The organism is Roseivivax halotolerans (assembly GCF_900115815.1).
Classification (GTDB): domain Bacteria; phylum Pseudomonadota; class Alphaproteobacteria; order Rhodobacterales; family Rhodobacteraceae; genus Roseivivax; species Roseivivax halotolerans.
In genome coordinates this window covers 1-18556 of the sequence record NZ_FOXV01000003.1, presented here as the reverse complement: position 1 = coordinate 18556, position 18556 = coordinate 1, and the positions used below count along the sequence as shown (strand labels likewise).

Here is an 18556-nt window from a genome sequence, read left to right as displayed (position 1 = left end):
GCGGAGGCACGGCAGACGGCATTCACCTTTCGGGGCCATCTCCGCAACTTCCTCCGCCGGCATGATCCGGTTCAGGTTCGAAGGGTGCTTCTCAGCCCGCGCATGGCGGACGCCCCTGTTGCGAGACCGAGGCTGTCACAGCAATAAAAGGAGCACAAGAGTTGTGGACTTGTCCTGCCTAACAGGCCCCTGACTGGCCGGGTCCGGTCGCACCCCTCGGGGGGGCAAGCACCGCGCGGCCCTCAGCTCGGGACGGTCACGACCATCGCACCGCGTTTCGTGGCGATCACGGTGTGTTCGTACTGCACGACCGGCGCTCTCGGCTCGCAGTACAATGTCCAACCGTCCTTCCCGTCCGTCGCCATCACGCCGCCGGTGGAAAGAAACGGCTCAATCGTGAAGACGAGCCCTGCCGTCATCCGGCGGCGCTCCCGGCGGTCCGGCCAGGTGGCGATCTCGCCCGGATATTCGTGCAGGGACCGACCGACGCCGTGGCTCGCGAGGTTCCGAATGAGCGTGTAGCCCCGTGCCGATGCGAACCGCCCGATTGCCTGGCCTATCCCGGCGAGGGGCTTGCCGGCGCCGACCTTTGCGATCCCGATCTCCATGGCGCGTCTGCCGTCACGGCAGAGACGCTCTTTCGCGGGATCGGGCGGGGGCACGATGCAGGTCGCGCCGGTATCCGCGAAATACCCGTTCTTCGACGCCGAGACGTCGATATTCACGAGATCCCCGCGCGCGATCACGCGTTCGCCCGGTATCCCGTGGGCGATTTCCTCGTTCACGCTGATGCAGGTGGTGCCCGGGAAACCGTAGGTCGCTTTAGGTGCGGAAACCGCGCCTTCCTGCGCCAGGAGATCTCGCCCGATTTCGTCTAGCTCCCGAGTGGTCATGCCGGGCTCCATCGCTGCCGCCATGTCGCGCAAGGTATTCGCGACGATCCGCCCGATAGCCTTCATGCCGTCCAATTCGCCCTGGTTCGTGATCGTCATGATCGTCCCTTTTTGCCATCGAGGCGACGTTACCCACGCAAGACGGGTTTGCAACGCTCTGCCGGCCTGCCGTTCTCCGATGATGGCGCCTGCCGGTCAACGGATGCCCTCAAGCTGTATGAGGCAGTCAAAACGCCGGTCATTCTTTGCCTGGCGCTGACTTCTGACGAAGCGAGCTGGCGGATTGATTGAACAACACCCTGTTGTTGTCGGCCCTGTGCCGGCCGCGGTTCTGGTCCGACTTGTGCAGGTCGATTGCACGCTGCACGGCTGGGCGTTCCTTGATCCGGCGGCGCCACTCAGCCACGCGCGGGAAGTCTTCGAGCGAAGCGCCAAGAGGCTTGGCGATGAAGGCCCAAGTGAATGCCAGCATATCCGCTATGGAATACGCCCCGAGAAGGTAGTCGCGCCCATCGAGACGGTTCTCGAGAACGCCGAGGTTACGGTCGTATTCGCCAAGATACCGCTTGAAGCCATAGGCGCGCTCGTCTTCGGGCGCGTAATTGCGAAAATGACTGAGCTGGCCGCCCATTGGTCCCTGGTTGCCGACCTGCCAGAACAGCCATTCCATCAATTCCTTGCGCCCGCGCAGATCTTCCGGCGGCGGTGCGAACACGCCCGTCTTGTCCGCGAGATAAAGGAGGATCGCGCCGGACTCGAAAACGGAAACTGGGTTTTCGCCCCAAGCAGAAGCAGGGGCGTGATCGACGATGGCGGGCATCTTCGCGTTGGGACTGATCTTGAGGAACTCGGGCGCAAACTGGTCGCCCTCGGCGAGGCGCATGAGATTGAGACGATAGTCGAGCCCCGTCTCCTCGAGCATGATGGCCGCCTTCCATCCATTGGGTGTTGGCGCGAAGTAGAGATCGATCACGGATTGCTCTCCTGTTTTTCCGTCGCGATGCCGCTCGCAATCATCTCGTCGATCGTAGCCGGATCGTAGCCGGCGTCTTCGAGCACTGAGCGCGTGTCCTGCCCGAGCAGATGTGCCGGCGCCGGGTCTCCGGGCGGAGTGGCCGAGAACCGGGCCGGGCTCCTGGCTTGTCGTATACGGCCCGCCTGCGGGTGATCCTGTTCGAGGATCGCGCTGTTCGCTTCCACCTGCGGATGCGACCAAACCTCGGCGCGGGTGAGCACCGGCGCGCAGGGCACATCATGGTCGGTCAGGCGGCGCATCCAGTTCTCCGTCGTGTCCTCGAGCAAGGCCTCTTGTGTCAGCTCGAGCCGGGCAGGCTTGTTTTCCTCTCGGGCGGCGACGCTGGCAAATCGCGGATCCTCGAGCCAGTCAGGTCGGCCGACGGCGGCCGACAGCCCCTTCCACGTGCTGTCGGTATGAGCCGAGACCGCCATCCATCCATCCGCCGTCCGGTAGATGAGTTCCACGAAAGTCTGGGCATCCGCGTCCGCCGCAGGCTCCAGCTCGTCCCCCACGAAGGTGTAGCCTGACATGTCCGAGCTCCAGAGGAACGCCAACACCGTGTCGAGCATGGAAATCTGGACGTGGCTGCCTTTGCCGGTGCGGCTACGCGCCAGGAGCGCGGCAGTGATGGCCTGCGCCGTCTGGATCGCGGTCAGCTTGTCGGGGAGAATCGTGCGGACGAGCCGGGGCCGCGCGGCATCGGCGCCGCCTTGCACGCTCGCCAGCCCTGAAAGGGCCTGGATGAGCGGGTCATAGACAGGACGGCGCGCCCAGTCTCCGGTGAAGCCGAAACCGGCGATGGAGGTATAGATCACATCGGGCCGCACGGCGCGTATCGCCTCTTCACCGAGCCCGATGCGATCAATCACGCCTGGTCTGAAGTTCTGCACGACGACATCGGCGGTCTCGCAAAGCTTCAGCGCAGCCTCGATCCCGCGCGGGTCCTTGAGGTTCAACGTGACCGATTTCTTGCCCCGGTTGTTGTTGAGGAAGGATGCAGACATCCCACCGCGCCGGCCGGTCACCTGCCGGCTGTGATCACCCCCGTTCGGGTGCTCGATCTTGATGACCTCCGCGCCTTGGTCGGCGAGCGTCATCGTGGCGAGGGGGCCCGAGATCATCGTGGTCAGATCGATGATCCGAAATCCCTCAAGCGGTCCGGGCATGGCGGGTCTCCAGTTTGAAACAGTTTGCGCGACGAGCGCACCGGACCGAGACGTAGAGCGCGCCGAACGTTTCGCCTCAATTTCGCATCGGGAGCCTGCGTTGCTCGCGGAACCCTCAATCGCGATGGCAGAGGCGTCTGCCTGCCGCGGATCATCAAGGTCAGCTACGGCGCGTAAGCCTTCGTCCGTCACAAAATCAACGAATTCCTTCGGTTGGCTATGGGATGAGCCATGCCCAACGGTTGCAGGTCTCCTGGTCAGGCCGGTATCGCATCCGAAAACGAGGGCAGGGCGCCAAGAGCCGGACCTGAAACGCGAAGGAACACGACGTCATGTACTTCCCGCAACTGGGATCGCTTGGATCGGCATTCATGCAGATGATGCTGGTCGTGGGGCTCGGCCTCGTCTTCAGCGCGTTTGTCGACCGAAAGAACGTGTGGCATCGCAGCTTTCTGTTCGGCATCGCGTTCTTGCTGGCCCTGCGATACGCTTGGTGGAGGGCGACCGAGACGCTCGCCCCGGTCGGGCTGACGCTGGATTTCGCCGCCAGCAGCGCGCTCTTGGCACTCGAGCTGTGCGCACTCGTCGGCTCGCTTTCCGCCTTCGTCATCCTGTCGCGGTATCGCGACCGCAGCACCGAGGCCGATCAGCACGCAGGATGGTGGGGAAACGAAGCGCCGCGGGTCGCGATCCTTATCGCGACCTATAACGAGGAACTCGAGGTGCTGGAACGCACCATCGTCGGCGCGAAATCGCTGCGCTACCAGAACAAGGAAATCCTTGTCCTAGATGACGGTCGCCGCGACTGGTTGCAGGACTATTGCGCGGGCCAAGGTGTGCGCTACATGCGCCGACCGGACAACAAAGGTTCCAAGGCCGGCAATATCAACCATGCGCTCGAGCGGCTCGCCGAGGATGCCGAGCCGCCCGAATTCGTCGCCGTCCTCGACGCCGATTTCGTGCCGCACCGGGGCTTTGTCTCGCGCTCGCTGGCATTGTTCCACGACCCGGATGTGGGCGTTGTGCAGACGCCGCAGCATTTCTTCAATGCCGATCCGATCCAGCACAATCTCAACATCTCGCGGTCCTATCCCGACGAGCAGCGTTTCTTCTTCGACTACATGCAATCCTCGCGCGATGCGTGGGGGATCACGATCTGCTGCGGCACCTCGTCGATCGCGCGCTACGACGCCTTGATGAAGATCGGCAAGATGCCGACCGAAAGCGTGACCGAGGACTTTCTCCTGTCGCTCAAGATGCAGGAGAAAGGTTACAAGACGGTCTACCTGAACGAGCCGCTGACCGAAGGACTCGCGCCGGAAGGGCTCAAGGAATACGTCACCCAGCGGGCAAGGTGGTGCCTGGGGCTCATGCAGATCGCCAGATCCTCGGTCGGTCCTTTCGCGAAGAACAACCTGCGTCTGCGCAACCGGTGGAGCGTGATCGACTCGGTCTTCTACTGGTTGCCGAGCTTCGTCTTCCGCATCGCCGCGATCACCTTTCCGCTGCTCTATTGGTATTTCAACATCATCGTCGTCGATGCCCGCCTTGAGGATGTCCTCATCTACTTCGGCGTATTCTACATCTGGGTGCAGTTCGCGATGAACCTCCTGGCACCGAGGATGGTGTTGCCGCTGCTCCATGATGTGAGCCAGCTGATCGCCGCGATCCCGATCAGCCGAGCCGCGATCGTGGGTCTGTTGAAACCCAAAGGGCATCCGTTTTCCGTCACGGCCAAGGGCGGGGATCGGTCGCGCATCGTGATCCAGTGGCGGATCATGGCGCCTTTCGCGATCCTGCTTGCATTGACCTTTATCGGGCTTTGCCTCGGCATTTTCTTCGATGGCTTCGCCTATAACGACGCCGGTGACGGCAAATGGGTGGTTCTGTTCTGGACGGTCTACAACCTTGTCGTTCTCAGCATCACCTGCCTTGCTTGCGTGGAGCTGCCGCGCCGGGAGCGGCACGTCGCCGATGCGCCGGAACGCGCAGTCTTTCAGAGCGGGGCGGCGGCACACAGCGTCTGGCTCGTCTCCCTGACGAGCGACACCGCGCGGATCCGCGGACATGCCTTCGCTCCCGACGACCGAGGCATGCTGCGGATCGAAGGGGTCGGCGATGTCGAGAGCTACGTGATCGCGCCCACACGCGACGGTGCACGCCTGCAATTGTCCCCGACGCCTGAGCAACGCGAAGCGCTGTTTCTGCGTTTTTATGCCGATGGCACGGCACCGGGTGTGTCTAACGTGCGGATCACCGCGATACTCGGAGACGTGGCCCGCCGCTTGCAATTCAGAAGCTGAGGAACATCGCCCCATGCCCGTGAATCGCCGCAGTTTCGTGGCTGGAGCGCTTGCCTGCCTCGCCTCCCGGCCGGTGCGGGCCGCGGGCGCGTTTGCGGGGCGCTGGGATGCCTGGAAATCCCGGTTCCTTAGAGACGATGGACGAGTGAGTGATCCGGAGCAGGGTGGCATCTCCCACTCCGAAGGGCAGGGATATGGTTTGCTCCTCGCGCAGGCCGCCGGCGATCGCGTCGCGTTCGAGAGCATCGAGCGGTGGACGATCCGGCATTTGCTGGTGCGGCGGGATCCGCTCATGGCATGGCGTTGGACGCCGGATGCAGGCATTGTCGGCGAAGACTGGATCACGGCCACCGATGGCGATCTGTTTCGCGCCTGGGCCTTGCTGCGGGCGTCCCGCGACTCAGGATGGCCGATCGACGCGGGATCCTGGCAAGAGATCTGCGGAGCGATTGAGGATCTCTGCCTCGCCAATGATCCGCGTGCCCCGAGTGAGCCGCTGCTGAAACCGTCGGCGGAATCGCGCGTCACGGAACGCAGGGTTCTGTTCAACCCGTCCTATATCATGCCCCGCGCATTGCGCGAATTGGGCGAGGCCGCGTCCCGGCCGCGTTTGATCCAGGCAGCCGATCATGGGCAAACCTGTCTCGCGGAACTTGCGATCCGCGGTTTCGTGCCGGATTGGATCGACGTCACATCGCAGGGGTATGCCGTTCCTGCGGATCGCGAAACTGCCGCGAGTTATGATGCCATGCGGGCGGGCCTGTTCCTGCGGTGGTCCGGCGTCTCGGACCATCCGGCCCTGTCGCGTATGCAGGACTTTTTCGGACCGCCCGAGACGGGCCGCGTGATCGTGGCGCGAGACGAGACTGGCAGGCCGATTCAGACCAGCGACCTGCCGGGATATCTCGCGATGGCCGGTTTGACGCAGTGCGTTTCCGAACCACGCAATCCTGCACATGCGTTCTCCGAGGCATATTTCCCGAGCACGCTTCACATGTTTGTTGATCTTGCTAAGCGGGAAGGTGAGGCGTGCTCACCGCCATAAGGTTGCCAAGTTTCTTCGATTTGCCTGGGGTGATCTTGGTAAACGCCGCGCCTTTGTCTCTGGGCGTGGATGAAGAAGAGAGGGCAGACCTTGAGGTATTTGCGTCCTGTTATCGGCGGTTCGATCGTTGTTGCCGCGTTGTGGGTCATCATTGGTGAGCAGATGTCGGGCGCGAGCGCGAACGCGGTCGTGAATGCGGAAGTCGTCACGCTGCGCGCGCCGGTGGCAGGCGATCTCACCGTTGAAGACCGTGTTCTCGGCGCGCGTGTCGAACAAGGTGAAGTGCTGGCGCGGGTTGAGGATCGCCTCGTCGACAACGTCCGGCTGTCCGATTTGCAGATGGAGCAATCCTTCGCCGAGACCGAACTGACCCATGCCACCGAGCGCCTGGAGGCCGCGAAACAGGCTCGCGACCGTCTTGCTGAACGGAGTGCATCTTACCAGGACAGGCGAGTGGAGGAGCTTGCCACCCGCTTCGAATTCGCCCGCGAGCGCGTCGAGCGTCTCGAAGCGGGGAGCGTGCCGGGCGAAGCGGATACAGAAACCGGCGGATCACCGGCGGAGGACGGATCTGACACGCAAAGCCCGGACGAAGGAGGCTTGACGCTCACCTCGGCACGGGAACGGGTGGCCGTTCTGGAGATCGAACTCGCGGCCGCGCGTGCCGGTGTGTATCTCGGAGATGGCTACAACGATGCGCCGGTCTCGGAGCAGCTGTCGATGCAGCTCGAAACGGACATCGCCGCGCTCGAAGCCGATCTCGTGCGGGCACAGGAGCGCTTGGACGCTGTGTCGGCGCGCGTCGATCAATCGCGCGTGCGTGCCACACTGGCAGGCGGGGGACAGCTCTCTTCCCCGGTCTCGGGCCTTTTCTGGGAGGTGCTTCAGGCCGACGGCGTCATCGTCCAGCGCGGCGATCCGCTGTTGCGGATCCTCGATTGCGAGTCTTTGATCGTGACGTTGTCGGTAACCGAGCGGATTTACAACGACCTGACACTCGGACAATCCGCCGAATTCAGGATGTCGGGACAGTCCGACATCTATGATGCGACGGTGACCCGTCTTGCGGGAAGTGGCGCCGAGAGGATTTACGGGAACCTCGCCGTCGCGCCGTCCCAGCAACACCTCGAGCGGTTCGATGTCACGCTGCGCGTCCCGGCCTTGAACCAGGATTCGGAATTGGGCTGCGTGGTAGGGAGAACGGGCCGTGCATTTTTCGAGCGCCGTCCGCTCGATTGGGTGCGAAGCGTCTTCGGGTAACGCCAAGCTGCGCTTGGAAGACCTGCTCCAAGGCGACCGCGTGCGATCAAAGCGCGGCGAGAGAGGGCCATGCCGACATCTTGAGGGCGCATTGGTTAACCCACGGGTGCAGGGCTCGTCCAGCTGTCACTCGATGTCCCGGTTTTCCAAGACGTTTCAATATTTTGCAGCGTGGTAAGCAGATAATATACTCGTGATGCCCGCATGTCGCTCGGGCCCAAGTTCAGCCGGATTGCGGCTCCAAAATGACGCTGTCCAACGGTCACAAAGCGTGACGCCTGAAACGAGATTGTTTGAGAAGCTGAAAATGAAAGACATGACTGCACCAAGGCTCGCGGTCGTCGTGATCGGCGGGAATATTCTTTTCGCGATCCTGATTTTCGCCTGTTCCATCCTGTGGCTGTTTCTCCAGACGCAGGAAGTGAAAACCGATGCACAAAGAGCGAGTGCCCTGCGTGGGGCTGAAGCGATGCGCACCACGTTCACAGAGGCGATCGAGCGGGAATGGAACAGCCTCGGGGCTGTCGTCCGCAACGTCGACATCTCGCAAGCCGACACGCGCGATCAATTCGTCAACGCCGCGGCCGATGCAAGCTACGCGGTCACCTGGGCCGGTATCGCGGATCCGGGAGGCACGATCATCGCGGGCTCGAGAGACTGGCGCGTCGGGGAGGATGTCTCCAACGCAGAGTGGTTCCGCGATGGATTGCGCGGGAAAAGCGTCGGTGATGTCTTCGCATCGGACCAGAGCGACGAACTCGACCAGACGTTCCTGAATTTCTCGCGACCCGTTCTGGGGCCGGACGGGCTGCCGCAAGCGGTGGTCGTCTACAGGGTGAGCCTCGGATGGGTGCGCGGCTACGTTCAAAACGTTGCCGACACGTTCGGGCTCGACGCCTTTATCGTCGATCGCGACGGCCGCGTCGTTGCCAGCGACACGAACCTGTTCGGCAATGAATTGCTGGAGGAGGAGAGGAACCAGGCAACCGGACCGCGCCGTCCCGCCAGTGTGCTCACCGATACCTCGTCGACAGAGTTCGTCTCCGCGTTCGCGAGCAATGTCGGCGGTCTCGTCGTGCCCGACCTCGGCTGGAACCTAATCGTGCGCGTGCCTGCCAGCGACCCCGATGCTCCCGGCTTCCTCGACGAGCTGCGTTCGACCTGGGGTATGGGGCTTCTGATCGCGGCACTCTCGCTTGTCTATGCGCTCATCAGCGGGCTCGTGCTGCGCCCCATTGCAGAGCTTGTCCGGGTGGCCGAAGGCATCGCGAACGGCGAGGAAGTCTATCCGCGCGAGAATGCCTCCTCCGCCGAAGCGGCGAGCTTGTCGTCGACATTGGCTAAGCTGCAGACGCGTCTGCAATCTGCCGGCAACTTCTCGCGTGACTAGGCGATCAATTCTGCGACGCCGTGCGCCCGCAATTCCAATGCAATAACGAGGATCGCAATGCGTATGAACGGAGCTATCGCGACCGGAGCCCTGTTGGCGACAATCGTGGCCCCAGCCGCCAAAGCGGACGGCACCTTCCTGCAAGCGGATTTCTCGACCGAGACGGCGGTGGCGGTGGGATCGGTGACGCGGGATCGGCTGACCTTCGGCTCGGTTCTCTCGTCTGCCGGCGACGAGGCGCAGCTTGCCGTTTCGACTGGCTACACCCTTTACTCGGCCGACGGCACAAGCCTCAAGATCGGACCGTCTGCCAAAATCGAACACGAGGCAGGAGATGGGTTCGACAACGGCGAGATTGGGCTCAAGCTTGTCGCGGATCACTACAGGGCCACGGGTTTCGGCGGGCTCTACGGGCAGGTTGAATATGACACGATCGACTCGGCTTGGTTCGTGCTGGCACAGGCCAACATCTCGTCCGCCGGGCTCGCGATCGAGGTCAGCCGTGGGGGAAGCGACACATACGACGACGCCGCCTTGGCCGTTTCAAAACGTATTCCGGACACGCGCCTGAGCTTGAGGGCAGGGTATCGGTTCCTGTCAGAAGACGTCTTCGTGGGCGTGTCATTCAACACGTTCTGAGCATTAAGACCGAATGCGTCGGAGGAGGGTTCCAATGCGGATCCGGTCAGGATGTCCTCGCCGGCATTGGATGACGATCTCTCTGGCATGGGAGGGCGCGCATAGCCAAACGTCGCGCTTGTCCGGCGCTCTTCGCTTCGCGGGACCGATCCTCATTCTCTCATCGTGCTGTCCCGCGGCATCAGTGCGTAGCCGAGGTCGCGCACGTTCTCGTCCACGTCTTTGCCTTCGATACGCGCCATCAGCATATCAATGGCCAGCCGGCCCATCTCGCGCCGGAAAGTCCGCACACTGGTGATGGACGGATGCGCGGCTTCCATGACCTCGATGTCGTTGAACCCGCAGAGGCCAAGTTCAGGACCGATAGCGATGCCCCTGCGATGGGCGGCGAACTGCACGCCGAGGGCAAGGTCGTCGTTGTTGCAAAGGATCGCATCGGTTTCGGGCGCTTGCGCCAGAAGCTCAGCCAGCAGGGTCTCGCCGAGGGTGACGCTCGACGGGGTCGGCGTGGTCACGACGCGATCCCCCTCAGCGATATCTGCGGCCGCGATGGCATCGCGGAAGCCTTGCAATCGTCGCTCCGACCGAGGGTCCATGCGGGCCCCGATAAAGGCGGGGAATTTGTAGCCGCGTTCTATCAGATGATCCGTTGCCGTTCGTGCGGCATCCCTGTGCGAGAAGCCGACCATCATGTCGGTGGGCGTCTCGCCGAGTTCCATGATTTGCACGACGGGGCAATCCGCGGCGGCGAGCAGGGCGCGAGAGACGGGCGACTGGTCAATTCCCGTCACGACGAGCCCTGCGGGCCGCTGGCTGAGGAAGACGCGGATAAGCTCGTCCTCGGTCTCAGGCGCATAGCGCGTGTTCCCGAGCTGGGCGTTGAACGGCTTGCCCGCGATCGTGTCGTAGAGCCCCGACAGAACCTCAGCGAAGACGGAATTGGTGACGGACGGGATCAGAACACCGATGACGTTCGAGCGGCGCGAGGCAAGCGCGCTCGCCGCAGGATCGGGAACGTAACCGAGTTCGGTCACCGCTTTCGCGATTCGCTCGCGCAGCTTCTCCGACACCATTCCGGGGCGGCGTAATGCCCGACTGACGGTGATCGTCGAGGTCTGCGCGCGGCGTGCCACATCCTCCAAGGTCACGCGTGGCGGGCTTTTTCTTGGCGCTTGCGTCATTCTTTGCTCCTTGCTGAGTCTATCCTTGACCAATGACAGCGCTGTCAACTAATGATAGCGCTGTCATTCGGCGGAAAGCTGCATTTCGGGAGGAATTTGCGTGACACACGTGCTGGTCATGGGGGTGTGCGGAACGGGTAAGTCGTCCGTCGCCAGCAGGCTGGCCGACCGTCTAGGCACGCAGTTCATCGAGGCCGACAGCTACCATTCGGACTCGGCAGTCGCCCGGATGAGCCGTGGCGATCCGCTGACTGACGAGGATCGCTGGAGCTGGCTTGACCGGATCGCAGAGGCGGCGCTGAGCTCGGGGAAGGACACCGTCATCGCGTGTTCCGCCTTGAAGCGCTCCTATCGGGACCGGCTGGCATCGGCGCTCAGCGACCTGCGGATCGTGCACCTGTCGGGGTCACGGTCTCTCGTCGCCGAACGTATGGCCGGGCGTAGCGACCACTTCATGCCCGCCAGCCTGATCGACAGCCAGTTCGCGCTTCTCGAAGCGCCGGACGGGCCGGACGTTCTGACCATCGATATCGTTCGGCCTGTCACCGACATCGTGGATGCCGCAGAGGCCTTCGCGAGCCGCGTCAGGCCCACAGCCTGACCCGGCATTGATTTCACCAAGGGAAGAGGACCCAAATCATGAAACATCTGACCATAGCAGCCCTCATGGCCAGCGTTGCTGGCCCGGCCTTCGCGCAGGACATGACCCTGCGCTTCCAGTCGTCCGATCCGGCGGGCAACCCGAATTTCCAGCTTCAGCAGCAATGGGCCGAGAGCGTCTCCGATATGAGCGACGGCGCGATCGAGATCGAGCTTCTGCCGGTCGAGTCCATCGTCGCCCATAACGAGACACAGGACGCCATCGCGGCGGGCATTCTCGACGGTCACGTGACCGACACCTCGTATTTTGCGGGCAAGGATCCGGCCTTCGGCCTGATCGCGAACCCCGTTGGCGCTTATGGCGACCCGCAGGAAATGCTCGACTTCATGTATGAAGGCGGCGGCAAGGAGCTGATGAACGAGCTCGTGAACCCCTATGGCCTGCAATTCATCGGCGCGACCACGCCGGGCCTCGAGGCGTTCGTCTCCAAGGTGCCGCTTAAAGGTGTCGACGATCTGGAGGGCCTCAAGGTGCGCGCGCCCGAAGGCCTCGTGCAGCAGGTCTTCGCGGCGGCAGGTGCGGCTCCTGTGAACCTGCCCGGCTCCGAGGTCTTCACCTCGCTCGACAAGGGCGTGATCGACGCGGCGGATTACACCGTCTTCTCGACAAACCAGGCGCAGGGCATGCACGACGTCGCCCCGCACCCGGTCTATCCCGGTTTCCACTCCATGCCGCTCGTCGAGATCTCGATGAACAAGTCCAAGTGGGACAGCTTGAGCGAAGAGCAGCAGACCATGCTCGAAACGTCCGTCCAGGACTTCGCGCAGATGCAGATCGAAACGCTGAACGAAGCTGACCAGCAGGCCGTCGAAGAGGCGAAAGCCTCGGGCGAGGTGACCGTGCATGACTGGTCCGACGAGGAGCGCGCCAAGTTCCGCCAGATCGCCCAAGGCGAATGGGAAAAGGTCGCCGAGCGTTCGGACAACGCACAGAAGGTCTACGACGCGCTGACCGCGTATCTGAGCGAGCAGGGCCTGATGTAAGGGTCTCTCGAAGGTAAGTGGGGCCGGCCTTGTCACGAGGCCGGCCCCGGTCTTGAGGAGGGCAGCCGATGACCACGGCACGGGACGATATCCAGCACGGCAGCAGCGAAGAGCCGCCAAGAGACGAGGGCGGGCCGATCCCCGAGGCCGGACTGCTCGGGCGGCTCATCTCCCGAGGCGGGATCGTCTTCGCCATCGGTATCGTCTTGGCGATGCTGATCCTCATCCAGGAAGTGGTCCTGCGCTACTTCTTCAACAATCCCACCACCTGGGCGCACGAGACCACGATCTTCCTGTCCGGCATCGCCTTCGTCTATGGCGGGCTCTATTGCGTGGCGCGCAACAGCCATATCCGCGTCGTATTGATCTATGATGCGGTGTCGCCAAAGGTGCGGCGCGTCTTCGACGTGATCATCTCGGCAGTTTGCGCGCTCTCGTCGGCGATGTTCACCTATGCCGCCTGGATCATGGTCGGCCGTGCCGCCTTCACGCCGTCGGGCGAATTCCGGCTGGAACGCTCGGGCAGCGCCTGGGATCCGGTCTATCCCGGCCTCATGAAAGTCTTCCTTCTGGCGGTCCTGACCGTCATGGCGGTGCAGTTCCTTGTGCTCACCGTGAATTACGCACGCGGGAAACGGTAACGATGGAACTTTTCGGATCGCTTCAGGGGCTCGGCGTCGAGACCGCCACCTACATGATGTTCGGCATGCTCCTGCTGCTGCTCGTCACCGGCATTCCGCTGGCCTTCGTGACGCTGCTCGTCGCGCTGATCTTCGCTCTGGGATGGTTCGGACCGATGGCGGTGCCGCTTATCACGAGCCGGGTCTATTCCTTCGTCACGAGCTTCGTCTTCGTGTCCGTGCCGATGTTCGTCCTGATGGCCGCCATCCTCGACCGCTCCGGCATCGCGCGCGATCTTTTCGACGCGATGAAGCTCGTGGGCGGACGGCTGCGCGGCGGCGTCGCCATCCAGACGATCATCGTCGCGGTGATCCTCGCGGCGATGTCCGGCATCATCGGCGGCGAGATCGTTCTCCTGGGCCTCATCGCGCTGCCGCAGATGCTGCGCCTCGGCTACGACCGAGGTCTTGCCATCGGCGTCGTATGCGCGGGCGGGGCGCTCGGCACGATGGTCCCGCCGTCTATCGTCCTTATCATCTACGGGCTGACCGCGAACGTCTCCATCGGGGATCTCTTCACCGCATCCTTCCTGCCGGGGCTGATGCTGGCCGGGTTTTACGTCACCTACGTACTGATCCGCGCCTACATGAACCCAGCCATCGCTCCCGCAATGCCACCTGACGACGAGACGCCGCTTTCGGAAAAGCTCAAGCTTCTGCGGGGCCTGATCCTGCCTATTCTCGTGGTGATCGGCGTTCTGGGCTCGATCTACGGCGGGATCGCCAGCGTGACCGAAGCCTCCGCGGTTGGCGTTCTGGGCGTCATAATCTCGACCATGCTGCGCGGGGAATTCACGCTTGCGCTCATGAAAGGCGCGGCGCTGCAGACGCTTCAGACCGTCGGCATGATCGTCTGGATCGGGATCGGCGCCTCGGCGCTCGTGGGTGTCTTCAACCTGATGGGCGGGCTTGAATTCATCCAATCGCTGGTTGCCAATATCTCGGACAACCGGCTGGTCGTGCTCTTGTTCATGATGGGGATCTTGTTCCTTCTGGGCATGTTCCTAGACTGGGTGGGCATCGCGCTGCTGGCGATGCCGGTCTTCGTGCCGATCATCACAGATCTTGGATATGACCCTGTGTGGTTCGGGGTGCTGTTCTGCATGAACATGCAGGTGAGCTTCCTCTCGCCGCCCTTCGGTCCGGCCGCGTTCTACCTGAAATCCGTGGCCCCGCCAGATATCAGCCTCGGTGAGATCTTCCGGTCGCTGCTGCCCTTCATCGCGTTGCAGATCCTCGCGCTTGCCGTCCTCATCGCCTTCCCGGGGATCACCGGGCGCTGACGGGCAGGGCCGCCGGCCGGGTCGGCCTGACGTGCTCGCCCTATTTGGCGGCGGCTGCTTTCCCCAAGTGCTCGGTGGTTGGCCCGCTCGGCCTGTCGGCAAGTCCCGGCTTCGGCGGCGTTCCGGCGCGCCGCAGGGGCAGGACACCAGTTCGACGGTCGAGCCGCGCCTTGCGCCTTTCGGCAGGCGCGCGCAGTTTCCGCGCGTCATCGCGCTCGGAGCGTGCAAGACGGCCTGCCGGCCGTGATCATGCGCCGGACCGCAAGGTCGCCGCACCAAGTTGAATTCCGAACGCCACAGATGATACCGGCTGATCGAATCCGAGGAATGCCGATGTTCAACACGATATGGTCCCAGTTCATCCAGCCGATCCTGAGGCGCCCGTCGCGGTATCAGGTCGCTGCGCTGTGCTTTCGGCGGGACCGGGACAAGCTTGAAATCCTGCTCGTGACCTCTCTCGAGACGCGCCGCTGGATCCTGCCCAAGGGCTGGCCCAAGACCGGCTTTGATGCGGGAGGCGTCGCGCTGGAGGAAGCATGGGAAGAGGCTGGCGTGAAGCCGCGCGGCGGAAAACCGGGCTGGATCGGACAATATCGCTACGACAAGCGCCTTCGGGGCGGTATCCCGGTTCCGACCAATGTCGACGTCTATTCGATCGAAACCGAGTTGCTCTACGACGTGTATCCGGAAGCCGGAAAACGCGAGCGCCGCTGGATGACGCCGCGCGATGCTGCGGACGCGGTCGAGGAACCGGAGCTGAAAAGGCTCCTGTCCGATGCCGAAGCCCTGCTGTCTGGTCCTTCGCGATAAGCCTTGCCCCCCTGAGAGAGAAAACACATGAGCGAGCAGGACGGCTCCTATAGCTGGCAAACCCTCGACCGCGACCTCAACCGTCTGTCGCGGCTCGAGGCCGCGACCATGTATGCGTCGCGGCCGCTTATCGGAGCGGGGTTGTCGCTGCTGTTCGTCGGTGTCGCCGCGATCGCCGCCGGCCTGATCGTCGGGCAGACGCCGGGCGCGATCTTCGTCGTGGTAGCGGCAGCGTTCGGCGCCTACATGGCGCTCAATATCGGCGCGAATGACGTTGCCAACAACATGGGTCCGGCGGTCGGGGCGCGGGCGCTGTCCATGGCTGGCGCCATCGCGATTGCGGCCATTTGCGAGAGCGCGGGTGCGCTGCTGGCGGGCGGTGACGTCGTGGACACGATTTCCAAGGGGATCGTCGCGCCTGAAAGCCTCGCCGACAGCCGGGTGTTCGTCACCGCTATGATGGCAGCGCTGCTCTCAGCCGCGCTCTGGGTGAACCTTGCGACCTTCATCGGCGCACCGGTCTCGACCACCCATTCGGTCGTCGGCGGCGTCATGGGAGCGGGTATCGCGGCAGCCGGGCTCGGCGCGGTCAGTTGGACCACGATGAGCGCGATCGCGGCCAGCTGGGTCATCTCGCCTGCGCTCGGCGGCATCATCGCGGCAGCCATGCTCGCCTTCATCAAGTGGAAGGTGATCTATGTCGAGGACAAGATCGCCGCGGCCCGCATCTGGGTGCCGGTCCTGATCGGACTGATGGCGGCGGCGTTCGCCAGCTATCTTGCGCTGAAGGGCTTGAAGCACGTCATGTCGATCGACATGCCGACGGCCCTGATGATCGGAGCCGCCATCGGCACGCTCTGCGCCAGCGCGTCCGTGCCCCTGATCCGCCACCAGTCGAATGGGCTCGAGAACCGGAACCGCTCTCTCAAGGTGCTGTTCCGGATGCCGTTGATCATATCGGCCGCTCTTCTGTCTTTCGCGCATGGCGCAAACGACGTCGCGAATGCGGTCGGCCCGCTCGCTGCTATCGTCTACGCGCAGGAGACGGGTGGAGCGGCCGCCGAGGTTGCGATTCCCGTCTGGGTCATGCTGATCGGCGCAATCGGCATCTCGTTCGGACTGATGCTGTTCGGTCCGAAGCTGATCCAGATGGTCGGCAACCAGATCACCAAGCTGAACCCGATGCGCGCCTATTGCGTGGCGCTGTCGGCGGCCGTCACGGTGATCGCGGCCTCATGGCTCGGCCTTCCCGTCAGCTCGACGCATATCGCGGTCGGCGGGGTCTTCGGTGTCGGGTTCTTCCGCGAATGGCATGCCGAGCGCCGCGCCCGCATGATCCAAGACACGCGTCCGGCGGCACGACGCGTTCCCAGCGAGGAGCGTCGGCGTCGCAAGCTGGTGCGGCGCTCGCATTTTCTGACGATTGCCGCAGCCTGGGTCATCACCGTCCCTGCAGCTGCCGGGCTGTCCGCGATTTGCTTCCTGGCCCTGTCCTTCGTGTCGATCTGACACGCCCGTCGTCACGTTCGAACCGAACAGTGAGGCCGCTGGCCGGCGATCCGGCTCTCGCGGTGGCATCAGGGCAGGCGAGATGTTTCGCTCGGAAACTTGGGGCGGCGAGACTGATCCGCGCAGAAAATGGGCCGATCCAGCCCAGAACGCCCATGAAAGCTGGTAGGCCCGGGAGGCGTACCCAAGGGCCCAATAAATGGAATGAGAACAATAAGGATGTGGACCACACTCTTTTGAAGCCAAAACCGTCGGATAGGACGCTCAGAGAATATTCAGCGATGGCCCTGCAAGGGTGTGTCCTCTCTTCCTTGGAAGTCGGAACTTGATAGCGTCGATAGTTTCCCGGGAACTCGCATGCCGCACCGGCAACACCATAAGCAGCCGCTCAGCTTGTAGCTGACATCTGCCAACCGCTATCGGTGAGAGAGGGCAGATTGCGGGCTTACGCGGCAGGTGCACAACAACCCTAAGCGCATCATCAGAGCGGACATCCAAGCGGGTTCAAGGAGCAAACCTAAAGCGATGGACGCTCGGGCACCGTCGTTCGCATTATATACGAGGTGCTTTGCGCCAATTGACCGTTTGACGCCAAAATGTTGGTTTGAATGAGTTTCGCGACGATCATGTGGTAGCTTAAGGTTTCTGAGGAAGTCTAACTAACCCCTGCATTAAGCCATGCGAGCGCCTGTGTTTCGGTTTCGAAATACTCCAACTCCTCAACTTGAGCTATCCCCCGAAATTCGGACACTGACATAAGCTACGATTTGCAGTCTGCTGATCTTCGACGAGAAGGAGATCAGAGATGTCGAAACGCAAGCAGCACGCGCCTGAGTTCAAGGCGAAGGTCGCGCTGGAAGCCCTGAAGGGTGAAGAGACGGCGGCCGAGCTGGCGAGCCGCTTCGGGGTGCATCCGACGATGATCCATCAATGGAAGCGAGCCCTGCTCGAAGGCGCGTCCGGCGTGTTCGAGCGCGGGAGCCGTAAGAAACCCGAGATGGACGAGGAGCAGGTGAAGGAGCTCCACGCCAAGATCGGGGAGCTGGCGGTGGCCAACTCTTTTTTGGAACGAAAGCTGAAGCCTTGGGGCGGGAAGTGAGGCGCGGCATGATCGAGCCTGACCATCCTCAGCTGTCCATCGGTCAGCAGTGCAAGCTGCTGTCGATCGCGCGCTCGTCCTATTACTACGAGCCGAAGGGAGAGACCGAACAGAACCTCGGCCTGATGCGGCAGATCGACGAACAGTTCCTGGAGACGCCCTTCTTCGGTGTCCGGCAAATGACCCGGCACCTTCGCAACGACGGCAACCTCGTGAACGAAAAGCGGACACGTCGGTTGATGCGGCTGATGGGGCTCATGCCGATCTACCAGAAGCCAAACACCAGCAGGCCAGCGAAGGGGCACAAGACCTATCCCTACCTGCTGAGAGGTCTGCGCGTGGATCGTCCGAACCAGGTCTGGTGCTCGGACATCACCTACCTGCCCATGCGCCGCGGGTTCCTATACCTCATAGCGATCATGGACTGGCACACGCGCAAGGTTCTATCCTGGCGGATCTCGAACACCCTGGAGGCCGACTTCTGCCCCTCTCGGCAGATTTGCGTAGCAAATCGCCTGCCGGGCAACGGTGCGAAGCGCTGAGCGAGGCCATCCACAAGTTCGGCCCGCCCGAGATCATGAACACGGATCAGGGCAGCCAGTTCACGTCCTTCGCCTGGACCGACCGGCTCCGCCG

General features: G+C 62.9%; 17 protein-coding genes and 1 riboswitch. Of the genes, 13 read left to right on the top strand and 4 right to left on the bottom strand.

From position 1 onward, the window contains the following. Positions 1-31: 31 nt before the first annotated feature. A riboswitch (TPP riboswitch) is annotated at positions 32-127 on the bottom strand. A 115-nt stretch (positions 128-242) separates the two neighbouring features. From map to BM171_RS05030, 3 genes are all read right to left on the bottom strand, one after another. Beyond that, entirely contained in the window at positions 243-992 is a 750-nt protein-coding gene (gene map, locus BM171_RS05040) for a type I methionyl aminopeptidase (RefSeq protein ID WP_093009752.1), read from the bottom strand. A 139-nt stretch (positions 993-1131) separates the two neighbouring features. Beyond that, a complete protein-coding gene (locus BM171_RS05035; RefSeq protein ID WP_093009751.1) occupies positions 1132-1866 on the bottom strand; it encodes a glutathione S-transferase N-terminal domain-containing protein in 735 nt (244 codons plus the stop codon). Continuing rightward, positions 1863-3077: a CaiB/BaiF CoA transferase family protein gene (locus BM171_RS05030; protein WP_093009750.1), complete on the bottom strand. Its 1215-nt coding sequence runs from the start codon at positions 3075-3077 to the stop codon at positions 1863-1865. Before BM171_RS05030 ends, BM171_RS05035 begins: the two co-directional genes overlap by 4 nt. 332 nt (positions 3078-3409) lie before the next feature. On the opposite strand from BM171_RS05030, the gene BM171_RS05025 reads away from it, so the two are divergent. The 5 genes from BM171_RS05025 (at position 3410) to BM171_RS05005 (ending at position 9714) form a co-directional block, all read left to right on the top strand. Then, complete coding sequence (locus BM171_RS05025; protein WP_093009749.1) at positions 3410-5380, top strand: glycosyltransferase; 1971 nt, start codon at positions 3410-3412, stop codon at positions 5378-5380. A gap of 13 nt (positions 5381-5393) precedes the next feature. Beyond that, the gene (locus BM171_RS05020) at positions 5394-6425 is read left to right on the top strand and encodes a family 8 glycosyl hydrolase (RefSeq protein ID WP_175497493.1); all 1032 of its coding nucleotides are present in this window, start codon (positions 5394-5396) and stop codon (positions 6423-6425) included. 162 nt (positions 6426-6587) lie between these two features. Then, the gene (locus BM171_RS05015; protein ID WP_245760188.1) at positions 6588-7685 is read left to right on the top strand and encodes an HlyD family secretion protein; all 1098 of its coding nucleotides are present in this window, start codon (positions 6588-6590) and stop codon (positions 7683-7685) included. A gap of 307 nt (positions 7686-7992) precedes the next feature. Further along, the gene (locus BM171_RS05010) at positions 7993-9075 is read left to right on the top strand and encodes a cache domain-containing protein (RefSeq protein WP_093009746.1); all 1083 of its coding nucleotides are present in this window, start codon (positions 7993-7995) and stop codon (positions 9073-9075) included. Positions 9076-9132: 57 nt separating this feature from the next. Next, the gene (locus tag BM171_RS05005) at positions 9133-9714 is read left to right on the top strand and encodes a hypothetical protein (protein ID WP_139218669.1); all 582 of its coding nucleotides are present in this window, start codon (positions 9133-9135) and stop codon (positions 9712-9714) included. 152 nt (positions 9715-9866) lie between these two features. Here the strand turns inward: BM171_RS05005 and gntR are convergent, their stop codons facing one another. Further along, entirely contained in the window at positions 9867-10895 is a 1029-nt protein-coding gene (gene gntR / locus BM171_RS05000; protein WP_093009744.1) for an HTH-type transcriptional regulator GntR, read from the bottom strand. 100 nt (positions 10896-10995) lie between these two features. On the opposite strand from gntR, the gene BM171_RS04995 reads away from it, so the two are divergent. The 8 genes from BM171_RS04995 to BM171_RS04960 all read left to right on the top strand — a co-directional run bounded on the left by BM171_RS04995 (position 10996) and on the right by BM171_RS04960 (position 18462). Continuing rightward, a complete protein-coding gene (locus BM171_RS04995) occupies positions 10996-11496 on the top strand; it encodes a gluconokinase (RefSeq protein ID WP_217646674.1) in 501 nt (166 codons plus the stop codon). A 38-nt stretch (positions 11497-11534) separates the two neighbouring features. Beyond that, entirely contained in the window at positions 11535-12539 is a 1005-nt protein-coding gene (locus BM171_RS04990; RefSeq protein WP_093009742.1) for a TRAP transporter substrate-binding protein, read from the top strand. Positions 12540-12607: 68 nt separating this feature from the next. Continuing rightward, positions 12608-13180, top strand: coding sequence for a TRAP transporter small permease subunit (locus tag BM171_RS04985; RefSeq protein WP_093009741.1), 573 nt, complete (start codon positions 12608-12610; stop codon positions 13178-13180). 2 nt (positions 13181-13182) lie between these two features. Further along, on the top strand, positions 13183-14502 hold the full coding sequence (locus BM171_RS04980) for a TRAP transporter large permease (protein WP_093009740.1): 1320 nt from the start codon (positions 13183-13185) through the stop codon (positions 14500-14502). Positions 14503-14835: 333 nt separating this feature from the next. Next, the gene (locus BM171_RS04975) at positions 14836-15312 is read left to right on the top strand and encodes an NUDIX hydrolase (RefSeq protein WP_093009739.1); all 477 of its coding nucleotides are present in this window, start codon (positions 14836-14838) and stop codon (positions 15310-15312) included. Positions 15313-15339: 27 nt separating this feature from the next. Further along, entirely contained in the window at positions 15340-16821 is a 1482-nt protein-coding gene (locus tag BM171_RS04970; protein ID WP_093009738.1) for an inorganic phosphate transporter, read from the top strand. A gap of 805 nt (positions 16822-17626) precedes the next feature. Next, positions 17627-17920, top strand: coding sequence for a transposase (locus BM171_RS04965; protein WP_093009737.1), 294 nt, complete (start codon positions 17627-17629; stop codon positions 17918-17920). An 8-nt stretch (positions 17921-17928) separates the two neighbouring features. Continuing rightward, the gene (locus BM171_RS04960; RefSeq protein ID WP_093009736.1) at positions 17929-18462 is read left to right on the top strand and encodes an IS3 family transposase; all 534 of its coding nucleotides are present in this window, start codon (positions 17929-17931) and stop codon (positions 18460-18462) included. Positions 18463-18556: the final 94 nt, after the last annotated feature.

Coding starts and splice junctions, on each gene's coding strand:
- map (WP_093009752.1), bottom strand. CDS start 992: ATGACGATCACGAACCAGGGCGAATTGGACGGCATGAAGGCTATCGGG.
- BM171_RS05030 (WP_093009750.1), bottom strand. CDS start 3,077: ATGCCCGGACCGCTTGAGGGATTTCGGATCATCGATCTGACCACGATG.
- BM171_RS05025 (WP_093009749.1), top strand. CDS start 3,410: ATGTACTTCCCGCAACTGGGATCGCTTGGATCGGCATTCATGCAGATG.
- BM171_RS05020 (WP_175497493.1), top strand. CDS start 5,394: ATGCCCGTGAATCGCCGCAGTTTCGTGGCTGGAGCGCTTGCCTGCCTC.
- BM171_RS05015 (WP_245760188.1), top strand. CDS start 6,588: ATGTCGGGCGCGAGCGCGAACGCGGTCGTGAATGCGGAAGTCGTCACG.
- BM171_RS05010 (WP_093009746.1), top strand. CDS start 7,993: ATGAAAGACATGACTGCACCAAGGCTCGCGGTCGTCGTGATCGGCGGG.
- BM171_RS05005 (WP_139218669.1), top strand. CDS start 9,133: ATGCGTATGAACGGAGCTATCGCGACCGGAGCCCTGTTGGCGACAATC.
- gntR (WP_093009744.1), bottom strand. CDS start 10,895: ATGACGCAAGCGCCAAGAAAAAGCCCGCCACGCGTGACCTTGGAGGAT.
- BM171_RS04990 (WP_093009742.1), top strand. CDS start 11,535: ATGAAACATCTGACCATAGCAGCCCTCATGGCCAGCGTTGCTGGCCCG.
- BM171_RS04985 (WP_093009741.1), top strand. CDS start 12,608: ATGACCACGGCACGGGACGATATCCAGCACGGCAGCAGCGAAGAGCCG.
- BM171_RS04980 (WP_093009740.1), top strand. CDS start 13,183: ATGGAACTTTTCGGATCGCTTCAGGGGCTCGGCGTCGAGACCGCCACC.
- BM171_RS04975 (WP_093009739.1), top strand. CDS start 14,836: ATGTTCAACACGATATGGTCCCAGTTCATCCAGCCGATCCTGAGGCGC.
- BM171_RS04970 (WP_093009738.1), top strand. CDS start 15,340: ATGAGCGAGCAGGACGGCTCCTATAGCTGGCAAACCCTCGACCGCGAC.
- BM171_RS04965 (WP_093009737.1), top strand. CDS start 17,627: ATGTCGAAACGCAAGCAGCACGCGCCTGAGTTCAAGGCGAAGGTCGCG.
- BM171_RS04960 (WP_093009736.1), top strand. CDS start 17,929: ATGATCGAGCCTGACCATCCTCAGCTGTCCATCGGTCAGCAGTGCAAG.